The sequence below is a fragment of the Methylotenera mobilis 13 genome (assembly GCF_000384255.1).
Classification (GTDB): domain Bacteria; phylum Pseudomonadota; class Gammaproteobacteria; order Burkholderiales; family Methylophilaceae; genus Methylotenera; species Methylotenera mobilis_B.
In genome coordinates, this window is the sequence record NZ_KB913035.1 from 1258250 (window position 1) to 1280812 (window position 22563).

Below are 22563 nucleotides of genomic sequence, written 5' to 3' on the forward strand. Positions count from 1 at the left end.
GGAAATCTTGGACTTTACTCAATTTGGAAATAAAACCTGCCTCTATCAAACTGCACAACTGGAAGCTGTCATTAGTCATATGGCATGGCAGGCGGCTGGTCTTTTAATAGGTAAAGAGCATATCATGATCGTCGGCATTCTGCGTCGTGGTGCACCACTTGCCGAAATGTTACATACTAAGCTTAAGCAAAATTTTAATTTGACAAATATAAGCTTAATGAATTTACAGATAAAGCGTTATGCCGATGATCTCACGCTACTCCATCCTGAAACTTTGCTAGTAGAAGATAAAAAGTACGACTTGCTTGATCTTACTGGTACAACTGTACTAGTGGTCGATGATGTAATTTTTCGGGGGCATTCAATGTTACGTGCAGTCGAGTATTTAGCAAGAAAACAAGCAGCCGAAATTAGAACAGCGGTACTTGTGGATAGAGGGGCTAATAAGCTACCAGTGCGTATCGACATCTCTGGCGTCAGGCTTGATGTAGCCCCCACTGATATTATCGAATGTAACGTACCGCCTTATGAGCCAGTTTTTAAAATAGATATTCACCAACCAGCAATTAAATAAAATAAGCCAATATCATGTTTTATGACCGTAATGAGGCTGCAATAAAACTAGCAAATAAACTGCTTCCTTACAAGGGACGGCATCCACTTGTACTTGGCATACCACGGGGTGCTGTACCAATGGCAAAAGTCATTGCAGAACAACTTAATGGTGATTGTGATGTTGTATTAGTGCGTAAGTTACGAGCGCCATACTCTCCCGAGTTGGCGATTGGCTCAATTGATGAAAATGGCTGGACTTATATAGCAAGTATCGCTAGTGCAGTAGGTGCTGATGATGCATATATTGCACATGAGAAAAAAATCCAAATGGAGACCATTCAGCAACGCCGTAAACAATACACACCAGTTAATACACCACTAAACCCAACAGGGCGCATCGTCATCGTCGTAGATGATGGATTAGCCACTGGCGCTACCATGATTGCTGCTCTATATAGCCTTCTTAAGAAAGACCCTGCCAAACTAATTTGTGCTGTACCAGTTGCACCAGCAGATACTTTAAATAAGATTAATCGATTAGTGGATCAAGTAGTTTGTCTTGAGGTACCAGAAAACTTTCAATCAGTAGGGCAGTTTTATGAACACTTTCCGCAAGTGGAGGATGCCGAAGTCAAGGCTATTTTACAGAGCAAACACGTGACTGGAAAAACAGACAATTACGATACATACGTGATATAACACACTATAAGTTTTTAGTGGTTAAACAAAATCAAGGAGAACACCATGAAACATCTAAAGCAAATCGTCACAGCTACAACCCTTGCGCTAGGGCTATCCCTCTCGATGGCAGCATTAGCATACACAGACATCCCTGAAGAAATGATCCCCGAAGATTCAGCAGAGCCAGACATGAGCGCAGTCACTCCTGTTACTGTTGGAGAAGTTACCTACTTATCAGGTGGCATTGGCAGGGCAGAGTCTGTCGCCATGCGCCAGAATGCTAAAAATTATCCACTAGAAATCGTCTTCGTAGAGAAAGCTGGCACCTTAGAAGAATACCTCTCAGAAGTAACGCTACAGATTCAAGATGTGAGTAAAAACAATGTGTTAGAAATTGCTACAGAAGGCCCGTACTTTTTAGCCAACCTACCACAAGGCAAATATTTCGTCAGTGCAGAATATAAAGGTGAAGTTAAAACACAGTGGGTTAACGTGAGTAAAAAGAAACACGCAAAATTAGTGTTCTGGTGGCGTACTCAGTAGATACTTATTTTAGACTAAGTATTGTTCTAGAATAAGTTAAGCATTAAGACTTAACTCACCATATCAACCTGCCGTAGAGTTGAATGAAACCACCAGCGCAGTTTGTGGGTTTCATTCAGCTACATTTTATTGAAGTAATTGGCTGAGCGCGCCACAAGTCCTCTTTAATTCAATCTTGTTACTAATTAAATATCATCCTCTTATACGGATTGACTTTTAGGGCAGGGAGTCACAGCGTTGTGTGAGCATGTTTTGTGTCACCAGCGCCAAATGTAAAAGCCAGCAGTGATAATCATCATTAAACACAAAAATATAATGCTTGCCCATCCTGGGCGCAAAAGTAGACTCTTGCGCGGGCACTTAGGGTTGTAGTGAACGATAACCTTTCCAAAAGCGTCTACCTGGACTTGCTTTGGCAATAAATACGCTACATTCTTGAGCATACCAGAGGCCGACATCTTCCAAACCGAGATATCCTGACCCTCGTAATAGTTCCCGTTTACCTGATACTCGTATAGCGCAGCAGGAACAAAGTCTTGGTGATTCGTTTGCAAATCTGGGGTACCCAGTGGACGAATACCAATCTGAAGTAATTGACCCTCTGTGCTTGGCCATGTTCGTACCCGTAGCAAGTGCCACAGAGAACCGATTAGCACGAAGAGCACATAGAGTGTGGCCCAGAAGTGAATTCCTTGAAGCTCCTTACGAAGCACTAACTCGAGCATGCTTTGAAGATATTCAATCATGGTGGATATTCCGTTTTGTGGCGCTAACGTTTTAATTAAAAACAGGTTTTAGGTATCCCGCTTGAATGTTGAATGAGCCATGCGCCGAAGAGTGCGAACTATGATCAATATAAAAGCGATGAGTAAAAAACCAATTGCTGGAAAGCACCATACAAAACCAGCATCTGTGTAGATAATCTGATTTTCCGCATCGTAGTAGCGGCCTAGTTCGTTGAACTCGAAGCGTAGATACTGCTCATACCAAAGCCAAAAGAAAAACGCGGATGCGGCCACCAAAATGATTACGCTGGTTGATATGATGCGCTTCATGCGGCTAACGTTTGAATTAAGGGCTGACTTTAGCGTGTCCCGCTTGAGTTATGGGTTAGAACTTACCAAGTTAATTATCATTTAAAAGAGGTCTCTTAATTAGTTTTTTAAGCAAATAAACAAGCAGTCCAAATAGTCCAATATACCCAAAATAAAATAACAGTCCATGATTATCAGGGTTAAGTACTTCCACTTGTCCAATCAAAGGTAGTGCATCGATGAAGAAAATAATAGTGCAAATTAAGATTGTTGGAGTAAATAATACTTTAGCGAACGTTTTTTGCCATCTACTAGGTCGAAAAATAAAGAACAGTCCAATAATTAAATTGGATAAGATTAAAAGTGGGAGTGCTATAAATAGAGAAGCAAAACCACTAAAGTTTGATGCATATGCTGTGAGTGAAAAGGTAAGCGTTATTAGCAGAGTTAAGAGTTGTGTCATAGTTTCTAACGTTCGAATTAAGATACCGTCTTACCTGTCAAGCATTCTTAACAGCATAATTAGCATCAAAGGGTTTGCCTGACTTCAGCACCCCATAAATAATATGCAGTAACTTACGCATTACCGCGCCAATAATCAGCATATTCGATTTACCTGCTTTCTTCAATCGTTGCGCAAACGCTTTAATGGTTGGGTTATAACGTCTTGCCACAACCGCAGGCATATACAACGCCTTTCTGATGGTGGCGTTGCCTTTCTTGGATAAGCGTGACTTACCTCTCACCGAACTGCCAGACTGATGTACGGTAGGATTCAAACCCACAAATGCAGCCAATGCCTTCGCATCATTAAAGCGATGTACATCTCCCACAAAAGCCAATAAGCGCGAAATGGTCGCGATTCCGATGCCTGGAATGCTGTCCAACAGATTAGATTGATCCTTCAAATCAGGATGCCGGTCGATATGGTCGCGAATCATGCGTTCAACAGCCTTAATCTCAACTTTAATTGTAGCTAACACCGCCTTGATGGAAGGCTGAATCACAGGCGCAGCGGTACCGAAACGATTCTGTTCCTGACGTTCCATTTGTAGCAAAGCTGAAAGTCGCTGTACCAAAGCTTGTAATTCACGTACATGCATAGGTGGCGGCATCCAAGCCGTTGGGTGCATACTGGCACAGAATTGTGCAATGAGTTTTGCATCGGCTTTATCTGTTTTGGCACGATTTAACTGCGCACCACTAAAGCTCTTAATCTGCGCAGGATTCACCACGCTGACTTCAAAGCCTTGGTCATACAAATAAGTGGCCAATTCGTCACCGTAAGTGCCTGTGGCTTCCATACAGGCTTGCAGATGTGTGATGTCTTGCTTAACTAACCAGAGTGATAAGGCTTTAAAACCAACAAGGTTGTTCTCAAATACCCGTGACTTCTTCACTTTGCCATATACAAGCAATGCCACATCAAACTTCGCTTTGGAAATATCAATGCCGAGTATCGGCAATTCAATGAAGGCCATGATTGAGCTCCTTACCAACAAGTGAAATAAACACCCTAAGCGAACAACACATCCCAATTCAGATCAACCTTGTGCATGCAGGATCATGACGTTATGTCAGTCCTAAGATACCGTCCGATCTTGATGAATGTAGGTTGGGAGAAGGCCACTAATCTTAATTACTGGCTCTAAGGCCTTGGGGCGCGCTCAGCATCCCTTCTCCCGGCTCTTCGCGTCAGAGCAATTTAACTCATTTCTGAGTTGTTGGTAAGATACAAGGGGCGCCGTTAGGCGTCCCGCTTGAATGATGGGTTAGGCACGTTATTAAAGGGTGCAATATGCATAAGTGACTTTTGCACCATTATCTTTCTCGCAGACCATCTTTTCTGGGTTTGACTGAGTGTCACATAACATTTCTGCCCATCTTTTGTGGCTTTCACATCCATCAAGGTCTTTGAATCGTGCGGCAACAAAGCAGTTAGATTCGCCAGCGCCACAAATAACAACTTTTACAGGTGTTTCTCCCTCAGCTTCTTTTACACCTTCTGTTTTGTGGCTACTGCAACTGACGAGAAGAGTCATAAGAGAAAGTAGCAAAATTATCTTTTTCATCTTAGTGCCTAACGTAAAGTAGGCATCCTATTTGACGGTTTTAAATGCGTCATTTGTGAATCCTAATAAAATTTTATAAATCAAATATATAATAAAATCATGATGTTAGTATTTTTTAGTGGTGCCTAAAATTAACACCAAAATACGGCGGATTGATGAAGGTATCATCCGCCGTAATTTCATTATTTCACCACTTCTTTTAACTGATCCAAAATGGCTGGATTATCTAATGTAGAAATGTCCGAAGTAATTTCTTCACCTCTTGCTAATGTACGTAACAATCTACGCATAATTTTACCCGAGCGTGTTTTCGGTAAGTTGTCGCCAAAGCGGATTTCATCAGGTTTAGCAATTGGGCCAATTTCTTTACCCACCCATTCGCGTAGCTCTGCCACGATTTTCTTCGCGTCATCACCCTCCGGACGCGCACCTTTTAGCACCACGTAAGCCACGACCGATTCGCCTTTTACATCGTGTGGCTTGCCGACTACGGCGGCTTCAGCAACCAAGTGGTTTGCTACTAACGCAGATTCAATTTCCATAGTGCCTAGGCGGTGGCCAGATACGTTTAATACATCATCGATACGGCCCATGATGGTGAAGTTGCCTGTTTTAGCATCGCGAATTGCGCCATCGCCTGCTAGGTAAATTTTTCCGCCTAAATCCACTGGGTAGTAGCTGGTGATGTAGCGCTCTGGGTCGTTGTAGATAGTACGTATCATAGAAGGCCATGGTTTCTTAATGACTAATAAACCACCAGTGCCCCAAGGTACGTCTTTACCTGTTTCATCTACCACATCAATATCAATACCAGGGAAAGGTAAGGTGCATGAGCCAGGCACTAGTGCAGTAGCGCCTGGTAGTGGTGTAATCACATGGCCGCCTGTTTCTGTTTGCCAGAAAGTATCCGCAATCGGGCAGCGGCTGCCGCCAACCTGTTCAAAATACCACATCCATGCTTCTGGGTTGATTGGCTCACCTACTGAACCTAGCAAGCGCAGGCTAGATAAGTTGTAATTTTTTGGGGCGACTTCTGGCGTGGTTTCAGAAGCTTTAATTAATGAACGGATAGCCGTTGGTGCAGTATAGAAGATAGAAACTTTGTGTTTTTCTATCATTTGCCAAAAACGGCCAGCATTTGGATAAGTTGGAATACCTTCAAAAATGATTTGTGTGGCACCCATGGCAAGTGGACCATATGCAACGTAAGAGTGGCCTGTAATCCAACCCACATCAGCTGTACACCAAAATACATCATTTTCATGAATATCAAAGGTCCAGCGCATGGTGTTCATGGCATGTAGTAAGTAGCCAGCAGAGCTGTGTTGTACCCCCTTTGGTTTACCAGTAGAACCTGAAGTGTAGAGTAAAAATAGCGGATGCTCTGCACTTACCATCACAGGTTCACATGTGTCTGCCACATCGGCAATCAAGTCATGCCACCAAATATTATTGCTGTTCCATGCAATATCTAGCCCAGTTTTTTTCAGTACAACAACATTCTCAATGGCCTCACAGCCGCCCATTGCAATGCCTTCGTCAACTGCTGATTTTAATGGCAACGTTTTACCACCACGGAATTGTCCGTCGGAAGTGATGACAGCTTTAGCGCCAGCATCAATAATGCGCTCGTTTAAGCTTTTAGCAGAAAAACCGCCAAATACGACAGAGTGAATCAGGCCGATGCGTGCGCAAGCTTGCATGGCAACAACAGCCTCAATGCCCATTGGTAAATAGATAATTACGCGGTCACCCACACTAAGGTTGAGCTTTTTTAAGCCATTCGCGAATTGGCAAACTTGATGATACAAGTCTTGATAGGTGACCTCTTTAGTGTTGCCGTCATCACCTTCAAAAATAATAGCGACTTTGTTTGGGATAGTGTTTAAGTGTTTATCTAAGCAGTTGGCAGAAACGTTAAGTTCACCATCTTCAAACCATTTGTAAAATGGTGCGTTTTCTTCATTCAGTGTTTTGGTAAAGGGTTTGCTCCATACCAGTAATTCACGCGCTAGCTTTGCCCAAAAACCTTCATAATCAGCGGCAGCTTCTGCACAGAGCTGATGATAGGCAGCCATGCCGGAGACGTTAGCTTTTTTAACAAAGTCTGCACTAGGCTCAAAAACGCGGTTTTCGTGAAGAACTGATTCGATTGACATGCTTAAAATCCCCTTAAATCTTTGTGACCCGTTTATAATTTGGTTCAAGGATATCTAAATAATAAAAGATAGATAACCATTAAAAGTAAGTTGTTACGTATTTGTAACTACGCCATATTACATGAAAAATCTTATGCTAACACTCGATAATTTATTATCTCTAAACCCCGTCCCTGCTAGCGGTGAGGCGCATGTATTACATGCGCTTGCTTGTAGTCCGTTTGTTGAAAGATTGTTCAGAAAAGATGCGCTATTACTGCAAGATTTGTTACAAAATCTACATCAAGCCTATCTTTTAAGTGAGATGCAAAATTTTTTAGCTTCGCAGCTAATTTCTGATGAAAATAGTTTAAAAAAATCTCTGCGTTTACTGCGTAGCCGAGTGATGGCAAGGATGATAGTAAGAGATTTGAACGGTTTAGCCGACTTGCAAGAAGTGATGACCACCACTTCTCATTTGGCTGAGTGTACGATCAATATGGCGATTAAATGCTTGCATGAGTGGCAGGCCGCAGTTTACGGTCAGCCTGTGGATGCTGATGGTAAACAGCAACAACTGATTGTGATTGGCATGGGTAAGCTCGGTGGTGGTGAGCTTAATGTTTCATCCGATATTGATTTGATTTTTGCATATGAGTCAGATGGAGCAACGCAAGGCGTTAAATCCGTCAGTAATCAGGACTTTTTTGCACGCTTAGCCAAAAAGCTGATTGCTGCGATAGATGAAATTACTGAAGATGGGTTTGTCTTCCGCGTGGATATGCGCTTACGCCCGTTCGGTTCTGAAGGCGCAATCGTGTGTAATTTAGACGCTCTTGAAGATTACTACCAAAACAATGGACGCGAGTGGGAGCGTTACGCCTGGATTAAAGGGCGTGAAGTAACGGGCGGGGATGCCGTATCACGATTATTAAAACCTTTTGTGTTCCGTAAGTATTTGGATTTTGGTGCTTTTGCCAGCATGCGAGATTTAAAAATCCAGATTCAGCGCGATGTGAATACTAAAGGTATGCACGATAACATTAAGCTAGGTCGTGGCGGTATTCGTGAAATTGAGTTTATTGCGCAAGTGTTTCAATTAATTCGTGGCGGGCAAGATGTTAGCTTGCAAATTAAGCCAACCTTATCAGTATTAAATTTATTAAAAAACAAAGGCCTACTGCCAGAAAAAACAGTAATAGAACTAAGTGAAGCATATGTCTTTTTAAGAAACCTAGAGCATCGCTTGATGTATGTCGATGACGTACAAACCCAAGAACTACCGAAGTCGGATGAAGCTAAAGCACGCATCGCAAAAGCGATGAACTATGCAAACTGGGCAACATTTTTACAAAAATTAGATGAATATCGCGCGCAAGTGCAGCGTCATTTTGACGCCACCTTTGATGATGCTGATGCCAGCAAAGATGCACTAGATGCAGAAAAGTCTATTTGGAATGCCTCTATTAGTGAAATCGATTCAATCAAGGTCTTAGACAACATAGGCTTTGCAGAATCCCATGAAACATATCGCCGTTTAAATATTTTGCACCAAAGCAGTCGGTACAAACAATTGCCTGAGTTAAGTCGTCAGCGCTTTGATGCTGTGATGCCACATGTGATTTCACAGGCAGGGCAAATGCAAAACTCTGATATTACCTTAACCAGAGTGACAGATTTGTTAGAAAGTATCTGTAGACGCGCAAGCTATTTAGCACTGTTAGCAGAGCATCCTAATGCCATGCAATTACTAGTTAAGTTGTGTAGCAGTAGCCCGTGGCTCGCTAATTACTTAACAAGCCATCCAATATTGTTAGATGAGCTTTTAGATGTGCGGACATTACATGCTGCCCCTGATTTTGTGGCGATGCGCGCCGAGCTGCTCGAGCGGTTAGCAGAGGTAACTGGTGATGTAGAGCGGCAAATGGATGTAATGCGCCATTTTAAACATGCATATATCTTTCGCTTTGCGGTGCAAGACATTAACGGTGAGTTACAGTTAGAAACGATATCAGACTACCTAAGCGCACTAGCAGATTTAATTTTAAGCGTAGCGTTGGAAATAATCTGGCCAAATGTACGCGGTCGTCATTTAGATGTCCCTAAATTTGCAGTGATTGGTTATGGAAAGCTAGGCGGTAAAGAGTTGGGCTACGCTTCTGATTTGGATATTATCTTTCTTTATGATGATGAATCTCCCGAGGCGAGCGAGGTGTATGCACGCTTTGCACAGCGTATTAATAACTGGTTTAACAGTTTGACTTCAGCAGGCTTGCTGTATGAGACAGATCTGCAGCTTAGGCCAGATGGTAATAGCGGTTTACTGGTAAGTCGCGTAGATGCATTTAGAGATTATCAGTTGAATAAAGCATGGATATGGGAGCATCAAGCGTTGACACGCGCTCGTTTTGTTGCCGGTGATCGCGCCATTGCCCAGACTTTTGATGACATTAGGGTAGAGGTGATGACGCAAGCGCGCGATGCTACCATCCTTAAAGCTGAAGTGTTAGCGATGCGTGAAAAAATGCGAAAAGCGCAGCATACACACGAAGGAATGTTTGATTTAAAACATGGGGTAGGCGGCATTATCGATGTGGAGTTTTTAGTACAGTATTTGGTATTGCTACATGCACCTACGCATCCTGAGCTTACTGTGAATATCGGTAATATCGGGTTGTTGAAGTGTATGTCAACCTTGAACATCATAGATGCAGCGCTGGCCGAAAGTGTTGCCAATGCTTACAGAACGTATCGCCACATGCAGCACATGCTTAAGTTGCAAGGTGCTACGCAGTTGAATATCAAAGCAGAAAGTATTGCAAAAGAAATTTCGCAGGTGAATGCATTATGGCAGCAAGTGTTTGCCTAAAATGAGTTTGGTTAATGAGGATTGTTTAGTGTTGTAAGCTTCAACACATCTTAATTCCAAGCTGGGTGACTACAAACTGTCTGCTTAAAACAGTTCGATTTCGCCTTCTTTTTTATTGTCTTGCAAACGACCATCGGCGACCAATAACTCGTATGAATCTACACGATTACGCCCATGATTTTTTGCATAATAAAGCGCCGTATCCGCTCGGTCTATAATCTGGCTTGAGGTGTCAAACGGTGAAATTTCAGTATAGCCAGCACTTACAGTCACTTTACCAACTTGTGGAAATTCAAAGTTAGCAACTTTTTGTTTAAATCGTTCAAAAATGTTTTGAATATCAGGTGTGCTGTTACATTCAAAAAAGCCAACAAACTCTTCACCACCAAAGCGAAAAAGAGGGTCGTCTTCTCTAAAGCTTTGACGCATCAGCTGTGAAAACATCAATAGCACTTCATCACCGATTAAATGACCAAACTTATCGTTAATTCTTTTAAAGTGGTCTATGTCAAAAATTGCCAGGAAAAAAACTTGGTCAGTTTTATCTTCTTTCCGGTTTGTATTGCTGTGCATTTGAGCCAGAATTTTATTGATTTTGTAATCAAAAGTTTTACGATTTAGTAAACCAGTGAGCGTGTCACACTCGTTTTCATTATTCAGTAAAACAAAGTTCTGATAGATTTCTAATATCATACAAATCGACACGTCTAGATGTTCATCGGAATGGTCGCTATCAATCGCGACCACCGTGTCGATATGTCCCATCGCGCTCCTCAGTGGGTGAAGCTTAATGGTGTGAGTTTCAGACTGATAGGTTTTGCGACTATCTGTTTGTATACATTTAATCACTGCTCGTTTTAACTCTGGAGCTACAACAGTGTTGTTATTGATATTTTCAGCCGTTAATATTGTGACTGTTTGTTTTTTAAAGTCTTTTAGATGATAAATAACGACTGATTTTTTAGCTTCATCATGATCAGAGTTAATGAAGTCAGTGAGTGTTTTGATTAGGGCAACTTGCAGGGACAAATCATCGCGCTCTTTAGTGAGTGTTACTAATTTGCTCAACAATGAATTTATGCAGTAAGTTTGCAAGGATTGGTTAGATTTATATGATTACTTTTGAACTAACATTTAATCATTTTAAATTAATTTAGTTTATTGAAATTTAATCATACTATATAACCCTGATGTTAGGTAGGGTTAGAAAAATGGCTTTAGTCGATTGTTTAAATTAATGGTTTTGGTTAACCCCAACGGGTTAATTTTGCGATTTTTGTTGTTTGAATGCCCTACCTAGACTCCCCATCTAAGCGCTGCCGTATGAACTGGGCTATCCCAGTGCTGTTTGATTTCATCATCTAACAAACATAAGGTAATGGACGCACCAGCCATATCTAAAGCTGTAGTGTAGTTACCAACTAATGAGCGCGTAATGTTAATACCATGGTGATTAAATAACTTAGCAGCGGTATTGTAAATAATATATAGCTCCATCAGTGGCGTGGCGCCAAAACCGTTAATCAGCAATAAAGCCTCACTATTTGGCGAGGGTTTTAACGCATCAAGTATGGCACTGACTACCTCTTGGACAATAGCATCGGCTTCTCGCATCACTTCTCGTTTCCGGCCTGGTTCGCCGTGTATGCCCACGCCCATCTCAATCTCATTGTCTTCAATATCAAAAGTAGGGCGGCCAGCCGCAGGTACCGTACAGCTTGTTAGGGCAATGCCCATGCTTGCAGTGAGGCCGTTTACTTTGTCACCCAATGCCTTACATGCTTGTAGTGTTGCGCCTGTTTCTGCCAAGCTGCCTACGCACTTCTCTACGATGACAGTGCCAGCTACACCACGTCTCCCTGTGGTATACGTGCTATTAATGACAGCGCAGTCGTCACTAGTCAGAACTGTAGCAGATTCAAATGGCAACATTTCTGCCGCCATTTCAAAGTTCATTACGTCGCCTGCATAATTCTTAACAATAAATAAAATACCTTTGTCGGCATGTACTTCCTCCGCTGCCGCCAGCATTTGGTCTGGTGTCGGGGAGGTAAATACATGACCAGGGCAGGCAGCATCCAACATGCCATATCCAATATAGCCTGCGTGTAACGGCTCATGCCCAGAGCCGCCGCCTGATATGATGGCTACTTTCTTAATGGCTTTTTGTTGGCGCGTTAAAAAATTAGGGTCTAGGCTAAGTTTGACCAAATCATGATGTGCACCAGCAAAGCCACTCAGGCTTTCAACTAAAATATCGTCAATTTTATTAATAAACTTTTTCATTACCAGACCTTTTTTAAGCTTGGATGCGTATTTAATTTTGAATTAATAGTACTTGTTTACAAACTGCTTCAATCATCAATTGGCAGCTCTTTGCGCCAGGGTCTATATGCCCGATGGCGCGTTCACCTAAGCCTGCGGCGCGCCCTTTTGTTGCGATAAGTGCTTTTGTAGAGAGCATACCTTGTTCTGCAGTATGCATAAGTGCTGTGCAGATATCTTTTATATTTGTATTAGATGTTGCCAGCGTTGAAAACTGCTGCGCGACAGGAATAAGCACATCCAGCATGGTTTTCTCACCTAATCCAGCTTTTCCGCGTTGTTGAATAGCCTCTACGCCAGCAACAAAAGCAGCGGCATAGCTAGGAACACTATCATCTGCATTTTCTTTGAGTATTTTGCCCATACTCATAAAAAAGCTTGCGAGAAGTGGGCCTGAGGCGCCACCTATTGTACTGAGTAGTTTCATGCCAATTTTATTTAGCGCAGCGTCTGGTGTGAGTGACTCGAGCTCTGCACGAATCTCGACAATGGTATTCGCACCACGTTTCATATTGATGTAATGATCACCGTCACCAATCGCGCGGTCTAGTGATTCCAATTCGGATTCATGGTCTAAAATGGCGTCGCGAATGGATTCTGACGCTGATAATATAAATGATGTTTTCATGAATAACACTATATAGCGAATTGATTAAAGTTGTTAAACTCTACACATGTCATCAAGTGATTTCAACTCATGAGCTTACGTTTCCGTCTAAATTTACTGATTACCTTATTGTCACTTGCATTTATATTGGTGGTAGGTTCTATATTAGTGACAGATACCCGTATTTCAATCCGCGAGCGGGTAGAAGCTGCTAGTCGAGTTACCGTCCAGTTGTTAGATACTGTCATTATTAGTTCAGCATTAAATCCAGAAATGGGGCCTACGCATGTTGTTTTGCAGGGCTTTTTAGCTTCTTTGGGTTATGTGCGCAGTAGCCATATTACACTTTACGATTATCAAGGGTACGAGCTGTATAGCTCGCCAGAGTCAACTTTCAAATCTGATGTTAATCCACCGGAGTGGTTCGTCAAACTGGTGAAGCCAAAAGTTGAAAGAGTTGAGCGTAGAATCCGATATGGCACCTTGGTTGTAGAGTCAAGCGCTGCAGGATCTATTCGTGAAGCTTGGGCAGGATTTAATCAATTAATGTTGGTTGGGCTTGCATTTTTTATCATACTGAATACTTTAGTTTACTTATTGCTAAGCCATTCATTAAAGCCAATCGGTAGGATTTTAGGCGCAATCAATCGTATGGAACAGGGGGATTTAACTACCCGCTTACCTGAATTTCCTCTACCTGAGTTTGATACAATTGGACATAGCCTTAACCGTATGGCGGAGTCTTTGACTGCAGAACGTTTGTTAGAAGAGAATCGTCAACTCACGCATTTGATTCAAAAGCATATAGAAGAAGAACGTCGTAGCTTGGCGCGTGAGCTTCACGATGAGCTTGGTCAGTATGTGACCGCGATTAAAACCTTTGCTGTTGCCATCGCGAATAAAGCAAAAGCAAATAGTACAGGCACTGGGATGACAGACATTGCATCAAGTGCACAGGTGATTGTTTCTGCAGCTAACCAAATCTATGACGGCATGCATAATATCGTCCGGCAATTACGCCCTGGCTCCCTTGATAATTTGGGGTTAGCTGAAACTTTGAAAGATTTAGTCAGCACTTATCAGGTGCAACATCCAACACTAAATATTCAACTTTACTTGTCAGAAAACTTGCAATCAGGAAACTTGCATAGCTTGGGTGAAACTATCAGCATTAATCTATATCGAATAGTGCAGGAGTCGTTAAATAACGCATTAAAATATGCGCAGGCAACGACAATAGAGATAAGACTCATTAAGATTTCTAATGGTGAGCTGCAGTTAAGTATCAAAGATAATGGTATCGGTATGAATATTGATGCGGTTGATCAGAGCCGGCACTTTGGTTTGCTTGGGATGCGTGAGCGAGTGCAGGCGTTACACGGTAGTTTTACCATAGAGTCTGCACCCGGCCAAGGTACCTCTATCTGTATCAATGTGCCAGATAGTCCTTTGGGTTAATGTAATTTTTGTGCCCGATAACGGGAGAAGGTAAGTCAATGAGCCAGATTAATGTGATGTTAGTAGATGATCACGCAGTGGTACGTATGGGATTCAAAATGTTACTTGAGTCTGACGCAGATATTAAAGTGGTGGCAGAAGCCGAAAGTGGTGAGTTGGCGATTCAGCGCTATGTTGAACATAAGCCCAATGTTGTTGTGATGGACATTACAATGCCTGGTATAGGCGGCTTGGAAGCGATAGAGCGCATTTTGGCTAAAGATAATACTGCAAAAATATTAGTATTATCCGCACATGAAGACTCAGTTCACCCTAAGCGAGTGCTAAATGCAGGTGCGATGGGTTATCTAACTAAACGCAGTGCAGCAGAAGAGCTGATTAAAGCGATACGTACTGTTGCCAGTGGAAAAAAATACCTAGAGGCAAGTGTTGCCCAGCAAATGGCCATTCAGCAGTTGTCTGGTGATCAAAATCCTGTGGATGTTCTGTCCCCTCGAGAGTTTGAAGTATTTATGGCATTAGCTAAAGGTAAAACGACCAATGAGATTGCAGAAACTTTATTTTTAAGTCCGCGGACAGTAGGCACACATTTGTACAATATCAAGCAAAAGCTGAATGCTAACAACTCCGCAGAAATTGCACTGATTGCGATGCGTAGCGGCTTACTCGACGCCTAATATTACTAATATTGAAGTTGCTTAATATTTCCCAATCACCATTAGTCAAAGTGACGTGAGGGCATAAGTTGTTTCTTACGTCATTTTCTATCATGGCATTGATAGAGTGAAGCGTTAATTCTAACGTGTTGTACGTATGCTGATAATGCCACTCAAAATAATCAAGCCGATGGCAATCCATGCATCCAAGCTCAAATGTTCCTGCCACCAAATCACGCCAATGATACTTGCCAGTAAAATAGTGACATAGGCAAGGCTTGCCACTACTAGGGTATCCCCAGTGCGGTAAGCACGTGTGAGCGCAAGCTGTGCAATTGTGGCAGATACACCTAAGCCTATTAGTATGGGCAAATCTAGCCAGACCAATGCATGGAAGTGGTCAAACAGCATCCATGCGCCAGCGCAGACCGAAGAAACCAGCGTAAAGTAAAATACAGTACGCCAGTCAGGCTCGTTAGCCTGCCCTAGTTGTTTGACATGCACATAAGCCAGTGCTGCACCTATGCCTGATAGCAAGCCCAAAAAACCAGCTAGCCATTGCGATTGATTGATAGTGGGCTTCAATAATAAGCTCACCCCAACAAAGCCAATCGCCAATGCAATGAGTAATGTCTTTTTTGGTTTTTCATGCAAGAAGAAAGGCATGAATATCGCTAAAAACAAAGGGGATGTGTAATTGAGCGTGATGGCTGTTGCTAATGGTAAATGTGCGATGGCGTAGAAGAATAGAATCAGTGCGGTGAAACCAACGCCAGCTCGCGACATTTGTTTGTACATCACTGGTGAGGCTAGTGGTAGTTTCTTATAAAAAATGAACAAGCCGATAAACACTAACCCAAACAATGAACGATAAAATACGAGTTCCGCACTACTGAACTTTTGGGCGCCCAGTTTAACAAGTGCGCCCATGATAGCAAACCCCAAAGCGGCTACCAGCATCCATAGGCTACCTAAATTAGGTAGGGCGTAGCCAGATTTTTTCATATGCAATGATTCATAGACGGCGCTCAACTTACATCAAGCTTAAGCAGATGGAATATGCTGTTGCATTTGCTGGCGGTACCATTGATGAAAATGCTCCATACCAGTTTCCATCGGGTGTTGGTATGGGCCGCGCTCATCAATACCTTGTGCAAATAGGGCGTGGCGACCATCATGCATGCGTTGGCAAATGTCATTGTCTTCTACCGCGGTTTCCTCATAGGCGGCTTGTTGTGCGGCAACATATTCGCGTTCAAATAAACCAATATCTTCTGGATAGTAAAATTCAACCACATTAGTACATGCGTTAACGCCTCGCGGAATAATGTGCGATACAACTAATACGTTCGGATACCATTCAATCATCAGGAATGGGTAATACACCATCCAGATTGCGCCATATTTGGGTGTTTTATCTGAATGGTATTTTGCTACCTGTTCTTGCCAAGCTTGGTAAGTTGGTGAGCCAGCTTTGTTAAGTGACTGTTTGAAACCCACAGTTTGTACGCTGTAATTGGCAGCAAACTCCCAGTTTAGCTGTTCACAATTAACAAACTGATTGAGTCCAGGGTGAAACGGGCCAACATGGTAGTCTTCTAAGTACACTTCAATAAAAGTTTTCCAGTTGAAGTTATACTCTTCAACCGCCACACGGTCTAACATGTAGCCTGTAAAATCAAAGTCTTGTTTGCACCCTAAGTTTGCAAGGTCTTTTGCGATATCTCGTTTGGTATCAAACAGTAAACCCTGCCAGTTTTGTAAAGTTTTTTTATCAAGATTCAGGCAGGGATTTTGCTCAAAGTGAGGTGCGCCTAAGAGTTTTCCTTCAAGGTCATAGGTCCAGCGATGTAGAGGACAGACTATGTTTTTTGTTTGTCCTCTGCCTTTTAGCATGAGTGCTTGACGGTGCCTGCACACATTACTAATGGCATTAATGCCGTCTTGTTGGTGTACCAAGCTTTTTGCTTGTCCCATCCAGTCTAGTACGTGGTAGTCGCCGACATTCGGTGCCATTAACTCGTGCCCAAGGTAATGTGGTGCATGCGAAAATAGATGCTGTTGTTCAATAGCATAAATTTTTTCATCCACATACCAGGCGACTGGAAGTTGAGGGCTTGTGTCTTGTTGGGAAACCAAAGTTAAAGATGCCATATGAAAATATGATTGGCAGTTAAAATTTCAGGGATGGCGATTTTTGCCTAAATTGCTATTTTTATCAAGTCATTATTATATAATTATCTATAAGTTTTGTGCTGTAAAACTTGCCAATAGTGAGGTTTTCAGCTACTCTCGTGAGAGTTTCTTTACCCTCAGTAAAAATATAATCGTCACTGTTTTTTAATTAATAAACCAAACATGTTGTCGCGATTCTTCATTCATTGATGAATTGCGGGATTTTTATTTTTTTTGGGTTTCCTGCGATCAAGTTAACGTGGGTTTAGCCTTGCTTAATCATTTGTATTTGAGTAAATAATAATGTCAGACCATTTAATGAACACCTATATGCGTCAGCCAGTTACCTTTGTAAAAGGTGAAGGCGTGTGGCTATGGGATAACCAGAACAATCAATATCTTGATGCACTATCAGGCGTTGCAGTCAACGGCTTAGGTCATGCACACCCCAGATTGGTAGATACAATTGCCAAACAGGCTGCCAAGTTAATTCATGTTTCCAATATCTACAATATTGCTGAGCAAGAGGCATTGGCAGATAAGCTGTGTGAAGTGTCAGGCATGGATAAAGTGTTTTTTTGCAACTCAGGCTGCGAGGCCAATGAGGCTGCCATTAAATTAGCGCGCCTTTACGGACACAATAAAGGTATTAATACGCCAGAAATTATTGTCATGGATCAATCGTTTCATGGCCGTACATTAGCAACGCTTTCTGCAACAGGTAATCGCAAAGTTCAGGCTGGATTTGATCCATTAGTGAGCGGCTTTATACGGGTACCTTATGATGATGTGGAAGCTGTTAGGCAAGTGGCGCTACATCACCCTAATGTTGTTGCTATATTGGTTGAGCCTGTACAAGGCGAGGGTGGTATCAATATTCCTAAAGATGCCGGTGCATATTTAGAACAACTGCGTCAGATTTGTGACGCTAATGGTTGGTTGTTGATGCTGGACGAAGTGCAGACAGGCATTGGGCGAACAGGTACTTGGTTTGCTTTTCAGCATACTGCTATTAAACCTGATGTCATGAGTCTTGCCAAAGGTTTAGGTTCAGGCGTGCCGATTGGTGCTTGTGTAGCAAGTGGTAAGGCTGCAGATGTATTTACCTATGGTAAGCATGGCTCAACCTTTGGTGGCAATCCTCTAGCGACCGCTGCTGGGCTTGCGACCTTAAATATTATAGAAGAAGAACATTTACGTGAAAATGCTGAAAAAGTTGGCAATTTGATACGTGAAGGATTTATTGCTGAGTTTAAAGGTACCCAAGGTGTTGTAACGGTGCGTAACGCTGGATTAATGATTGGCATTGAGTTAGACCGCCCATGTGCCGAGTTAGTAAAAATGGCCTTAGAGTCAAAATTGCTGATTAACGTAACAGCTGAAAAGGTGATTCGTTTGCTGCCTCCACTAGTCATGAATGAAGCTGAAGCAAAAGAGTTAGTACAACGTTTGTCTGTGTTAATAAAAACATTTTTATCACAATAAATCATTTATAACATAACTAAACTGTAGTCAGTTTTAATAAAACTTGAACTACCAACTATGATGGCAATAAAACATTTTTTACAATTTAATGATTTAAATCGTGACGAGCTTGAGTATGTCTTTGAGCGTACACGTTGGATCAAAAGCCAATTTAAGGATTACCAACAGTACTGGCCATTGCAAGATCGCACATTAGTGATGATTTTTGAAAAAGCTAGTACACGTACACGCTTGTCATTTGAGGCTGGTATGCAGCAACTTGGAGGCTCTGCGATTTACTTAAATACCAGAGACTCTCAGTTAGGCCGCGGTGAGCCAGTAGAAGATGCTGCACAAGTGATTTCTCGTATGAGTGATTTAGTGATGATTCGTACTTTCGAGCAAGAAATCATCGAGCGCTTTGCTGCAAATTCTCGCGTTCCTGTGATTAATGGCTTAACGAATGAATACCATCCATGCCAGATTCTTGCAGATATTTTTACTTATATCGAGCATCGTGGGTCCATTAAAGGTAAAACGGTCGCTTGGATTGGTGACAGTAATAATATGTGTCACACCTGGTTACAGGCAGCGGAGTTATTAGATTTCAATGTACATGTTTCTACGCCACCAGGTTATGAAGTAGAGCCAGAGCGTGCCAATTTGTACGGTACAGATCATTTTGAAGTATTTGCTGACCCGATGGATGCGGCGCGCGGTGCTGACTTGGTGACTACTGACGTATGGACAAGTATGGGTTTTGAAGCGGAAAACGAAGAGCGTATGCGCGACTTTGCCGACTGGCAAGTAGATAGCGACATGATGCGCGTTGCAGCTAAAGATGCCTTATTCATGCATTGCTTGCCAGCACATCGTGGTGAGGAAGTCTCTGCAGAGGTAATTGATGGTGTACAAAGTGTGGTGTGGGATGAAGCTGAAAATAGGTTACATACCCAAAAAGCATTGATGGAATATTTGTTATTAGGAAAAGTTTAATTAGCAACTGACAACTTGAGTTGAAGTTGATGTTTGTGAATATCGGCATTTAACCTAGGTTAGTAGTGAATTGCTAAATATCTATAGATAGAAAGAGATCATGAGTAAAGTAAATAAAGTAGTGTTGGCCTATTCAGGTGGTTTAGATACTTCAGTTATTTTGAAATGGCTGCAAGATGAATACAAATGCGAAGTGGTGACTTACACAGCCGATTTGGGTCAGGGCGAAGAGTTAGAGCCTGCGCGTGCAAAAGCAAAAGCTGCTGGTGTAAAAGAGATTTTTATTGATGACGTGCGAGAAGAGTTTGTACGTGACTTTGTGTTCCCAATGTTCCGCGCTAATACTGTGTACGAGGGTGAGTATTTGTTAGGCACTTCTATTGCCCGTCCGCTGATTGCTAAGCGTTTAATTGAAGTGGCGCGCGATACTAATGCCGATGCAATTTCACATGGTGCCACCGGTAAAGGTAATGACCAAGTGCGCTTTGAACTTGGTGCTTATGCGTTAAACCCAAATATTCAAATCATTGCACCATGGCGTGAGTGGGATTTACTCAGCCGTGAAAAATTAATGGCTTATGCGGAAAAGCACGGCATCCCGGTGGATATGAAGCATAAGCAGGGTGGTAGTCCATACAGTATGGATGCAAACTTATTGCATATTTCTTACGAAGGTCGTCATTTAGAGAACCCGGCTGCAGAAGCTGAAGATTCTATGTGGCGCTGGAGTGTTAGTCCAGAAAAGGCACCTGACGCCGCTGAGTATTTAGATATTGAATACGTAAACGGTGACCCAGTGAGCTTAAATGGCGAGCCGATGAAAGCGCACGACTTGCTCGCGCATCTAAATAAAATTGGCGGTAAGCACGGAGTAGGCCGTTTAGACCTAGTTGAAAACCGCTATGTAGGCATGAAGTCACGTGGTTGCTATGAAACGCCAGGCGGTACTATTTTGCTTAAAGCGCACCGTGCAATTGAGTCCATAACCTTAGACCGTGAAGTCGCTCACTTAAAAGATGATTTGATGCCACGTTACGCTAGCATGATTTACAACGGATACTGGTGGAGTCCAGAGCGTCTTGCATTGCAAACGCTAATTGATCATACACAACACACTGTGAATGGCTGGGTGCGCGTGAAGCTATACAAAGGCAACGTGATTGTGACTGGCCGTGATAGTAAAACTAACTCATTATTCGACCCTAACATCGCAACTTTTGAAGATGACAAAGGTGCATATGACCAAAAAGATGCAGGCGGCTTTATTAAGCTTAATGCGTTGAGAATGCGTATTGCAGCTAATCTAAGGGATAAAAAATAAGCGATTGATCAAATCTTGAAAAGTATTTTTGTTTAAAATACTCGAACTGAAAAGCACCTGGTGACTACTAGGTGCTTTTTTATTATAAGCTTGTAGAGTTGAGTCACCTCGTGGATGAGGGTGGTTAGTTTAATCAACAATGAGGCGACCATTCAGTGCTTGTAAGGGACGATTGTTTTGTGGCGTTATTTCAGCTATCGCTTCTATTTGCGCTTTGGTTGCTGTGATTGGTGTTTTAATTAAAATCCAGCGTATACCTTCAGTACAAGGTGGTGTGGTGAGTGAGCCGCTAAACCGATAGTAGTCTTGATTACTTGGCATCATTTCACTCGCAAGCACTCTTGATTTTAGTGTGGCCGGTTTGTCACTCTCGGTTGGTAATTGTTTTAAGATTTTTTCTAATGCAGGGTTAGCTTTTCCCTCTCTGAAAAGAACGGCAACAATTGCAGTGTTGCCTTTGGTGTCAGTATGAAGAAATTGCGCTTCGAGAGGAAAGGACTTTCCTTTGATGCTGTGTTCGCTAGGTGTGTGAAAGTTGATCTGTTTCAACTTAAAGGTCATATTGTCTATCGCTACAATATTGCCATCCCTAAAGTTTAGCTGTACAGAGTGATTAGTTTTCAAAATATCTTTCACTGGGAACTTCTGTAGCAACTTTAAAGGCTTTAAATTTGCATCTAAGCTTTCTTCTATATCAATAGGTGATTGACTGCTGCCAGCATCACACATTGAAAATTCGCTACTTAATTTTCCCCAGTTACTTGGGCCTTCTTTTCCCTCGTAATTCCAAGTAACAGGCTTTTTGATGCCTTCATTTTTTTTATTGATAGGTTTTGCTGTATTTTTATCAGCTGGCTTAACTTCTGTCGGTTTGCTATCTACTGGTTTATCTTCTGTAGGAGCAGCCTTAGTACTAGCATTGGTTTCAGTTTTCGTGTCTGCTGAAGGAGTCTTTGGGGGCGTCGGTGTTGCCGCTTTTGTACCTGAACTTTTATTTGCCGAGCATACATACTGCATTGCACGATCAAAATCAGATTCTGGCACTGGTTCGATAAATTTAGCGTCTTTAACATTATCAATCGCAGCGGAGTTCACAAGTTCAGTATTTAAGTACTGGAATACCTGTGTAGCTGCAGATTTTTGTGCCGGGCAATCAAAATACCACAGTAGTTTTGAAAGATTATATTGTGTATCCGGCGACTCTAAATTTTTCTGAATAGTTTTGTATTCAATTTTTACCCAGGCACGCTTTAGTTTATCTTTCTCTAAGATAGATTGTTTATCTATCATTAATTTTGATGTGCTGTTCTCATTAAGCTTCGCCCAATTGGCGGCCGAGCTTGTACCTATACTTATAAAAAAACAAATGAGTGATAAGGTGAAATAAGTGACCGCTTTTTGCATATTACATTCCGACTTTATTATTGAAACTTATCGTTAATTAACTTTATAGCTTAAAATTTTGTACTCAATTAGTTTTGATTAACTGGTATTAAATTCATATATATTCAGTTAACGGCTGAATTACGCATTTGTTTAATAAATATTACACATCTTTGCCATGGAGGTTTTTGGCACAAATTTTTTGTATTAAATTGATGCTGTCTGCATCAATATTTAACTCTATTAAAGGTACTCGGCGCTGTGATGTTCTATAATCATCATTAAT

Annotated in this window: 20 protein-coding genes; 9 read left to right on the forward strand and 11 right to left on the reverse strand. The window is 42.0% G+C overall.

From position 1 onward, the window contains the following. The first annotated feature begins 7 nt into the window (after positions 1-7). The 3 genes from A391_RS0106015 to A391_RS0106025 are packed head-to-tail and all read left to right on the forward strand — an operon-like array spanning position 8 to position 1779. Entirely contained in the window at positions 8-574 is a 567-nt protein-coding gene (locus tag A391_RS0106015) for a bifunctional pyr operon transcriptional regulator/uracil phosphoribosyltransferase PyrR (protein ID WP_019898091.1), read from the forward strand. A 14-nt stretch (positions 575-588) separates the two neighbouring features. Then, positions 589-1254 (forward strand): phosphoribosyltransferase, encoded by a 666-nt coding sequence (locus A391_RS0106020; protein WP_019898092.1) that lies wholly within the window; start codon positions 589-591, stop codon positions 1252-1254. 45 nt (positions 1255-1299) lie between these two features. After that, entirely contained in the window at positions 1300-1779 is a 480-nt protein-coding gene (locus A391_RS0106025) for a hypothetical protein (RefSeq protein WP_019898093.1), read from the forward strand. 257 nt (positions 1780-2036) lie between these two features. On the opposite strand, the gene A391_RS0106030 is transcribed toward A391_RS0106025, so the two are convergent. From A391_RS0106030 to acs, 5 genes are all read right to left on the reverse strand, one after another. Next, positions 2037-2435 (reverse strand): DUF3592 domain-containing protein, encoded by a 399-nt coding sequence (locus tag A391_RS0106030; RefSeq protein ID WP_157261329.1) that lies wholly within the window; start codon positions 2433-2435, stop codon positions 2037-2039. 138 nt (positions 2436-2573) lie between these two features. Continuing rightward, positions 2574-2834, reverse strand: a complete 261-nt coding sequence (locus tag A391_RS0106035; protein WP_019898095.1) for a hypothetical protein — start codon at positions 2832-2834, stop codon at positions 2574-2576. A 479-nt stretch (positions 2835-3313) separates the two neighbouring features. Then, positions 3314-4294, reverse strand: a complete 981-nt coding sequence (locus tag A391_RS0106045; RefSeq protein ID WP_019898097.1) for an IS110 family transposase — start codon at positions 4292-4294, stop codon at positions 3314-3316. A 303-nt stretch (positions 4295-4597) separates the two neighbouring features. Beyond that, positions 4598-4885 (reverse strand): hypothetical protein, encoded by a 288-nt coding sequence (locus A391_RS0106050; protein ID WP_019898098.1) that lies wholly within the window; start codon positions 4883-4885, stop codon positions 4598-4600. A 182-nt stretch (positions 4886-5067) separates the two neighbouring features. Then, positions 5068-7044 carry an acetate--CoA ligase gene (gene acs / locus A391_RS0106055; RefSeq protein ID WP_019898102.1) on the reverse strand — a complete coding sequence of 659 codons (1977 nt, stop codon included), beginning with the start codon at positions 7042-7044 and terminating at the stop codon, positions 5068-5070. A 133-nt stretch (positions 7045-7177) separates the two neighbouring features. Here acs and glnE point away from each other — a divergent pair, with 133 nt between their 5' ends. Then, positions 7178-9892, forward strand: a complete 2715-nt coding sequence (gene glnE / locus A391_RS0106060) for a bifunctional [glutamate--ammonia ligase]-adenylyl-L-tyrosine phosphorylase/[glutamate--ammonia-ligase] adenylyltransferase (protein ID WP_029144028.1) — start codon at positions 7178-7180, stop codon at positions 9890-9892. 84 nt (positions 9893-9976) lie between these two features. On the opposite strand, the gene A391_RS0106065 is transcribed toward glnE, so the two are convergent. From A391_RS0106065 to dhaL, 3 genes are all read right to left on the reverse strand, one after another. Next, positions 9977-10960 carry a GGDEF domain-containing protein gene (locus A391_RS0106065; protein ID WP_157261330.1) on the reverse strand — a complete coding sequence of 328 codons (984 nt, stop codon included), beginning with the start codon at positions 10958-10960 and terminating at the stop codon, positions 9977-9979. 228 nt (positions 10961-11188) lie between these two features. Beyond that, positions 11189-12178, reverse strand: coding sequence for a dihydroxyacetone kinase subunit DhaK (gene dhaK, locus A391_RS0106070; RefSeq protein ID WP_019898105.1), 990 nt, complete (start codon positions 12176-12178; stop codon positions 11189-11191). 31 nt (positions 12179-12209) lie between these two features. Beyond that, entirely contained in the window at positions 12210-12845 is a 636-nt protein-coding gene (gene dhaL / locus A391_RS0106075) for a dihydroxyacetone kinase subunit DhaL (protein WP_019898107.1), read from the reverse strand. A 69-nt stretch (positions 12846-12914) separates the two neighbouring features. Between dhaL and A391_RS0106080 the strand changes: the two genes are divergently transcribed. Both A391_RS0106080 and A391_RS0106085 read left to right on the forward strand, forming a co-directional pair. Continuing rightward, a complete protein-coding gene (locus A391_RS0106080; RefSeq protein WP_019898108.1) occupies positions 12915-14282 on the forward strand; it encodes an ATP-binding protein in 1368 nt (455 codons plus the stop codon). 38 nt (positions 14283-14320) lie between these two features. Further along, positions 14321-14959, forward strand: a complete 639-nt coding sequence (locus tag A391_RS0106085) for a response regulator (RefSeq protein WP_019898110.1) — start codon at positions 14321-14323, stop codon at positions 14957-14959. Positions 14960-15079: 120 nt separating this feature from the next. Here the strand turns inward: A391_RS0106085 and A391_RS0106090 are convergent, their stop codons facing one another. Both A391_RS0106090 and A391_RS0106095 read right to left on the reverse strand, forming a co-directional pair. Beyond that, positions 15080-15943: a DMT family transporter gene (locus A391_RS0106090; protein WP_019898111.1), complete on the reverse strand. Its 864-nt coding sequence runs from the start codon at positions 15941-15943 to the stop codon at positions 15080-15082. 39 nt (positions 15944-15982) lie between these two features. Beyond that, positions 15983-17092, reverse strand: coding sequence for an aromatic ring-hydroxylating oxygenase subunit alpha (locus A391_RS0106095; RefSeq protein WP_019898113.1), 1110 nt, complete (start codon positions 17090-17092; stop codon positions 15983-15985). Positions 17093-17416: 324 nt separating this feature from the next. On the opposite strand from A391_RS0106095, the gene A391_RS0106100 reads away from it, so the two are divergent. The 3 genes from A391_RS0106100 to A391_RS0106110 all read left to right on the forward strand — a co-directional run bounded on the left by A391_RS0106100 (position 17417) and on the right by A391_RS0106110 (position 20894). Next, a complete protein-coding gene (locus A391_RS0106100) occupies positions 17417-18598 on the forward strand; it encodes an aspartate aminotransferase family protein (RefSeq protein ID WP_019898116.1) in 1182 nt (393 codons plus the stop codon). A 60-nt stretch (positions 18599-18658) separates the two neighbouring features. Next, positions 18659-19573, forward strand: a complete 915-nt coding sequence (argF, locus tag A391_RS0106105) for an ornithine carbamoyltransferase (RefSeq protein ID WP_029144029.1) — start codon at positions 18659-18661, stop codon at positions 19571-19573. Between the two features lie 100 nt (positions 19574-19673). Beyond that, the gene (locus A391_RS0106110) at positions 19674-20894 is read left to right on the forward strand and encodes an argininosuccinate synthase (protein ID WP_019898118.1); all 1221 of its coding nucleotides are present in this window, start codon (positions 19674-19676) and stop codon (positions 20892-20894) included. A gap of 129 nt (positions 20895-21023) precedes the next feature. Here the strand turns inward: A391_RS0106110 and A391_RS0106115 are convergent, their stop codons facing one another. Then, positions 21024-22298, reverse strand: a complete 1275-nt coding sequence (locus A391_RS0106115) for a surface-adhesin E family protein (RefSeq protein WP_019898121.1) — start codon at positions 22296-22298, stop codon at positions 21024-21026. Positions 22299-22563: the final 265 nt, after the last annotated feature.

Excerpts from the sequence above, each read along its gene's own strand:
- argF (WP_029144029.1), top strand. The coding sequence starts at position 18,659 with ATGGCAATAAAACATTTTTTACAATTTAATGATTTAAATCGTGACGAG.
- A391_RS0106085 (WP_019898110.1), top strand. The coding sequence starts at position 14,321 with ATGAGCCAGATTAATGTGATGTTAGTAGATGATCACGCAGTGGTACGT.
- A391_RS0106035 (WP_019898095.1), bottom strand. The coding sequence starts at position 2,834 with ATGAAGCGCATCATATCAACCAGCGTAATCATTTTGGTGGCCGCATCC.
- A391_RS0106100 (WP_019898116.1), top strand. The coding sequence starts at position 17,417 with ATGTCAGACCATTTAATGAACACCTATATGCGTCAGCCAGTTACCTTT.
- A391_RS0106110 (WP_019898118.1), top strand. The coding sequence starts at position 19,674 with ATGAGTAAAGTAAATAAAGTAGTGTTGGCCTATTCAGGTGGTTTAGAT.
- A391_RS0106080 (WP_019898108.1), top strand. The coding sequence starts at position 12,915 with ATGAGCTTACGTTTCCGTCTAAATTTACTGATTACCTTATTGTCACTT.
- A391_RS0106090 (WP_019898111.1), bottom strand. The coding sequence starts at position 15,943 with ATGAAAAAATCTGGCTACGCCCTACCTAATTTAGGTAGCCTATGGATG.
- A391_RS0106115 (WP_019898121.1), bottom strand. The coding sequence starts at position 22,298 with ATGCAAAAAGCGGTCACTTATTTCACCTTATCACTCATTTGTTTTTTT.
- A391_RS0106045 (WP_019898097.1), bottom strand. The coding sequence starts at position 4,294 with ATGGCCTTCATTGAATTGCCGATACTCGGCATTGATATTTCCAAAGCG.
- A391_RS0106025 (WP_019898093.1), top strand. The coding sequence starts at position 1,300 with ATGAAACATCTAAAGCAAATCGTCACAGCTACAACCCTTGCGCTAGGG.
- acs (WP_019898102.1), bottom strand. The coding sequence starts at position 7,044 with ATGTCAATCGAATCAGTTCTTCACGAAAACCGCGTTTTTGAGCCTAGT.
- A391_RS0106020 (WP_019898092.1), top strand. The coding sequence starts at position 589 with ATGTTTTATGACCGTAATGAGGCTGCAATAAAACTAGCAAATAAACTG.
- glnE (WP_029144028.1), top strand. The coding sequence starts at position 7,178 with ATGCTAACACTCGATAATTTATTATCTCTAAACCCCGTCCCTGCTAGC.
- dhaK (WP_019898105.1), bottom strand. The coding sequence starts at position 12,178 with ATGAAAAAGTTTATTAATAAAATTGACGATATTTTAGTTGAAAGCCTG.
- dhaL (WP_019898107.1), bottom strand. The coding sequence starts at position 12,845 with ATGAAAACATCATTTATATTATCAGCGTCAGAATCCATTCGCGACGCC.
- A391_RS0106050 (WP_019898098.1), bottom strand. The coding sequence starts at position 4,885 with ATGAAAAAGATAATTTTGCTACTTTCTCTTATGACTCTTCTCGTCAGT.
- A391_RS0106095 (WP_019898113.1), bottom strand. The coding sequence starts at position 17,092 with ATGGCATCTTTAACTTTGGTTTCCCAACAAGACACAAGCCCTCAACTT.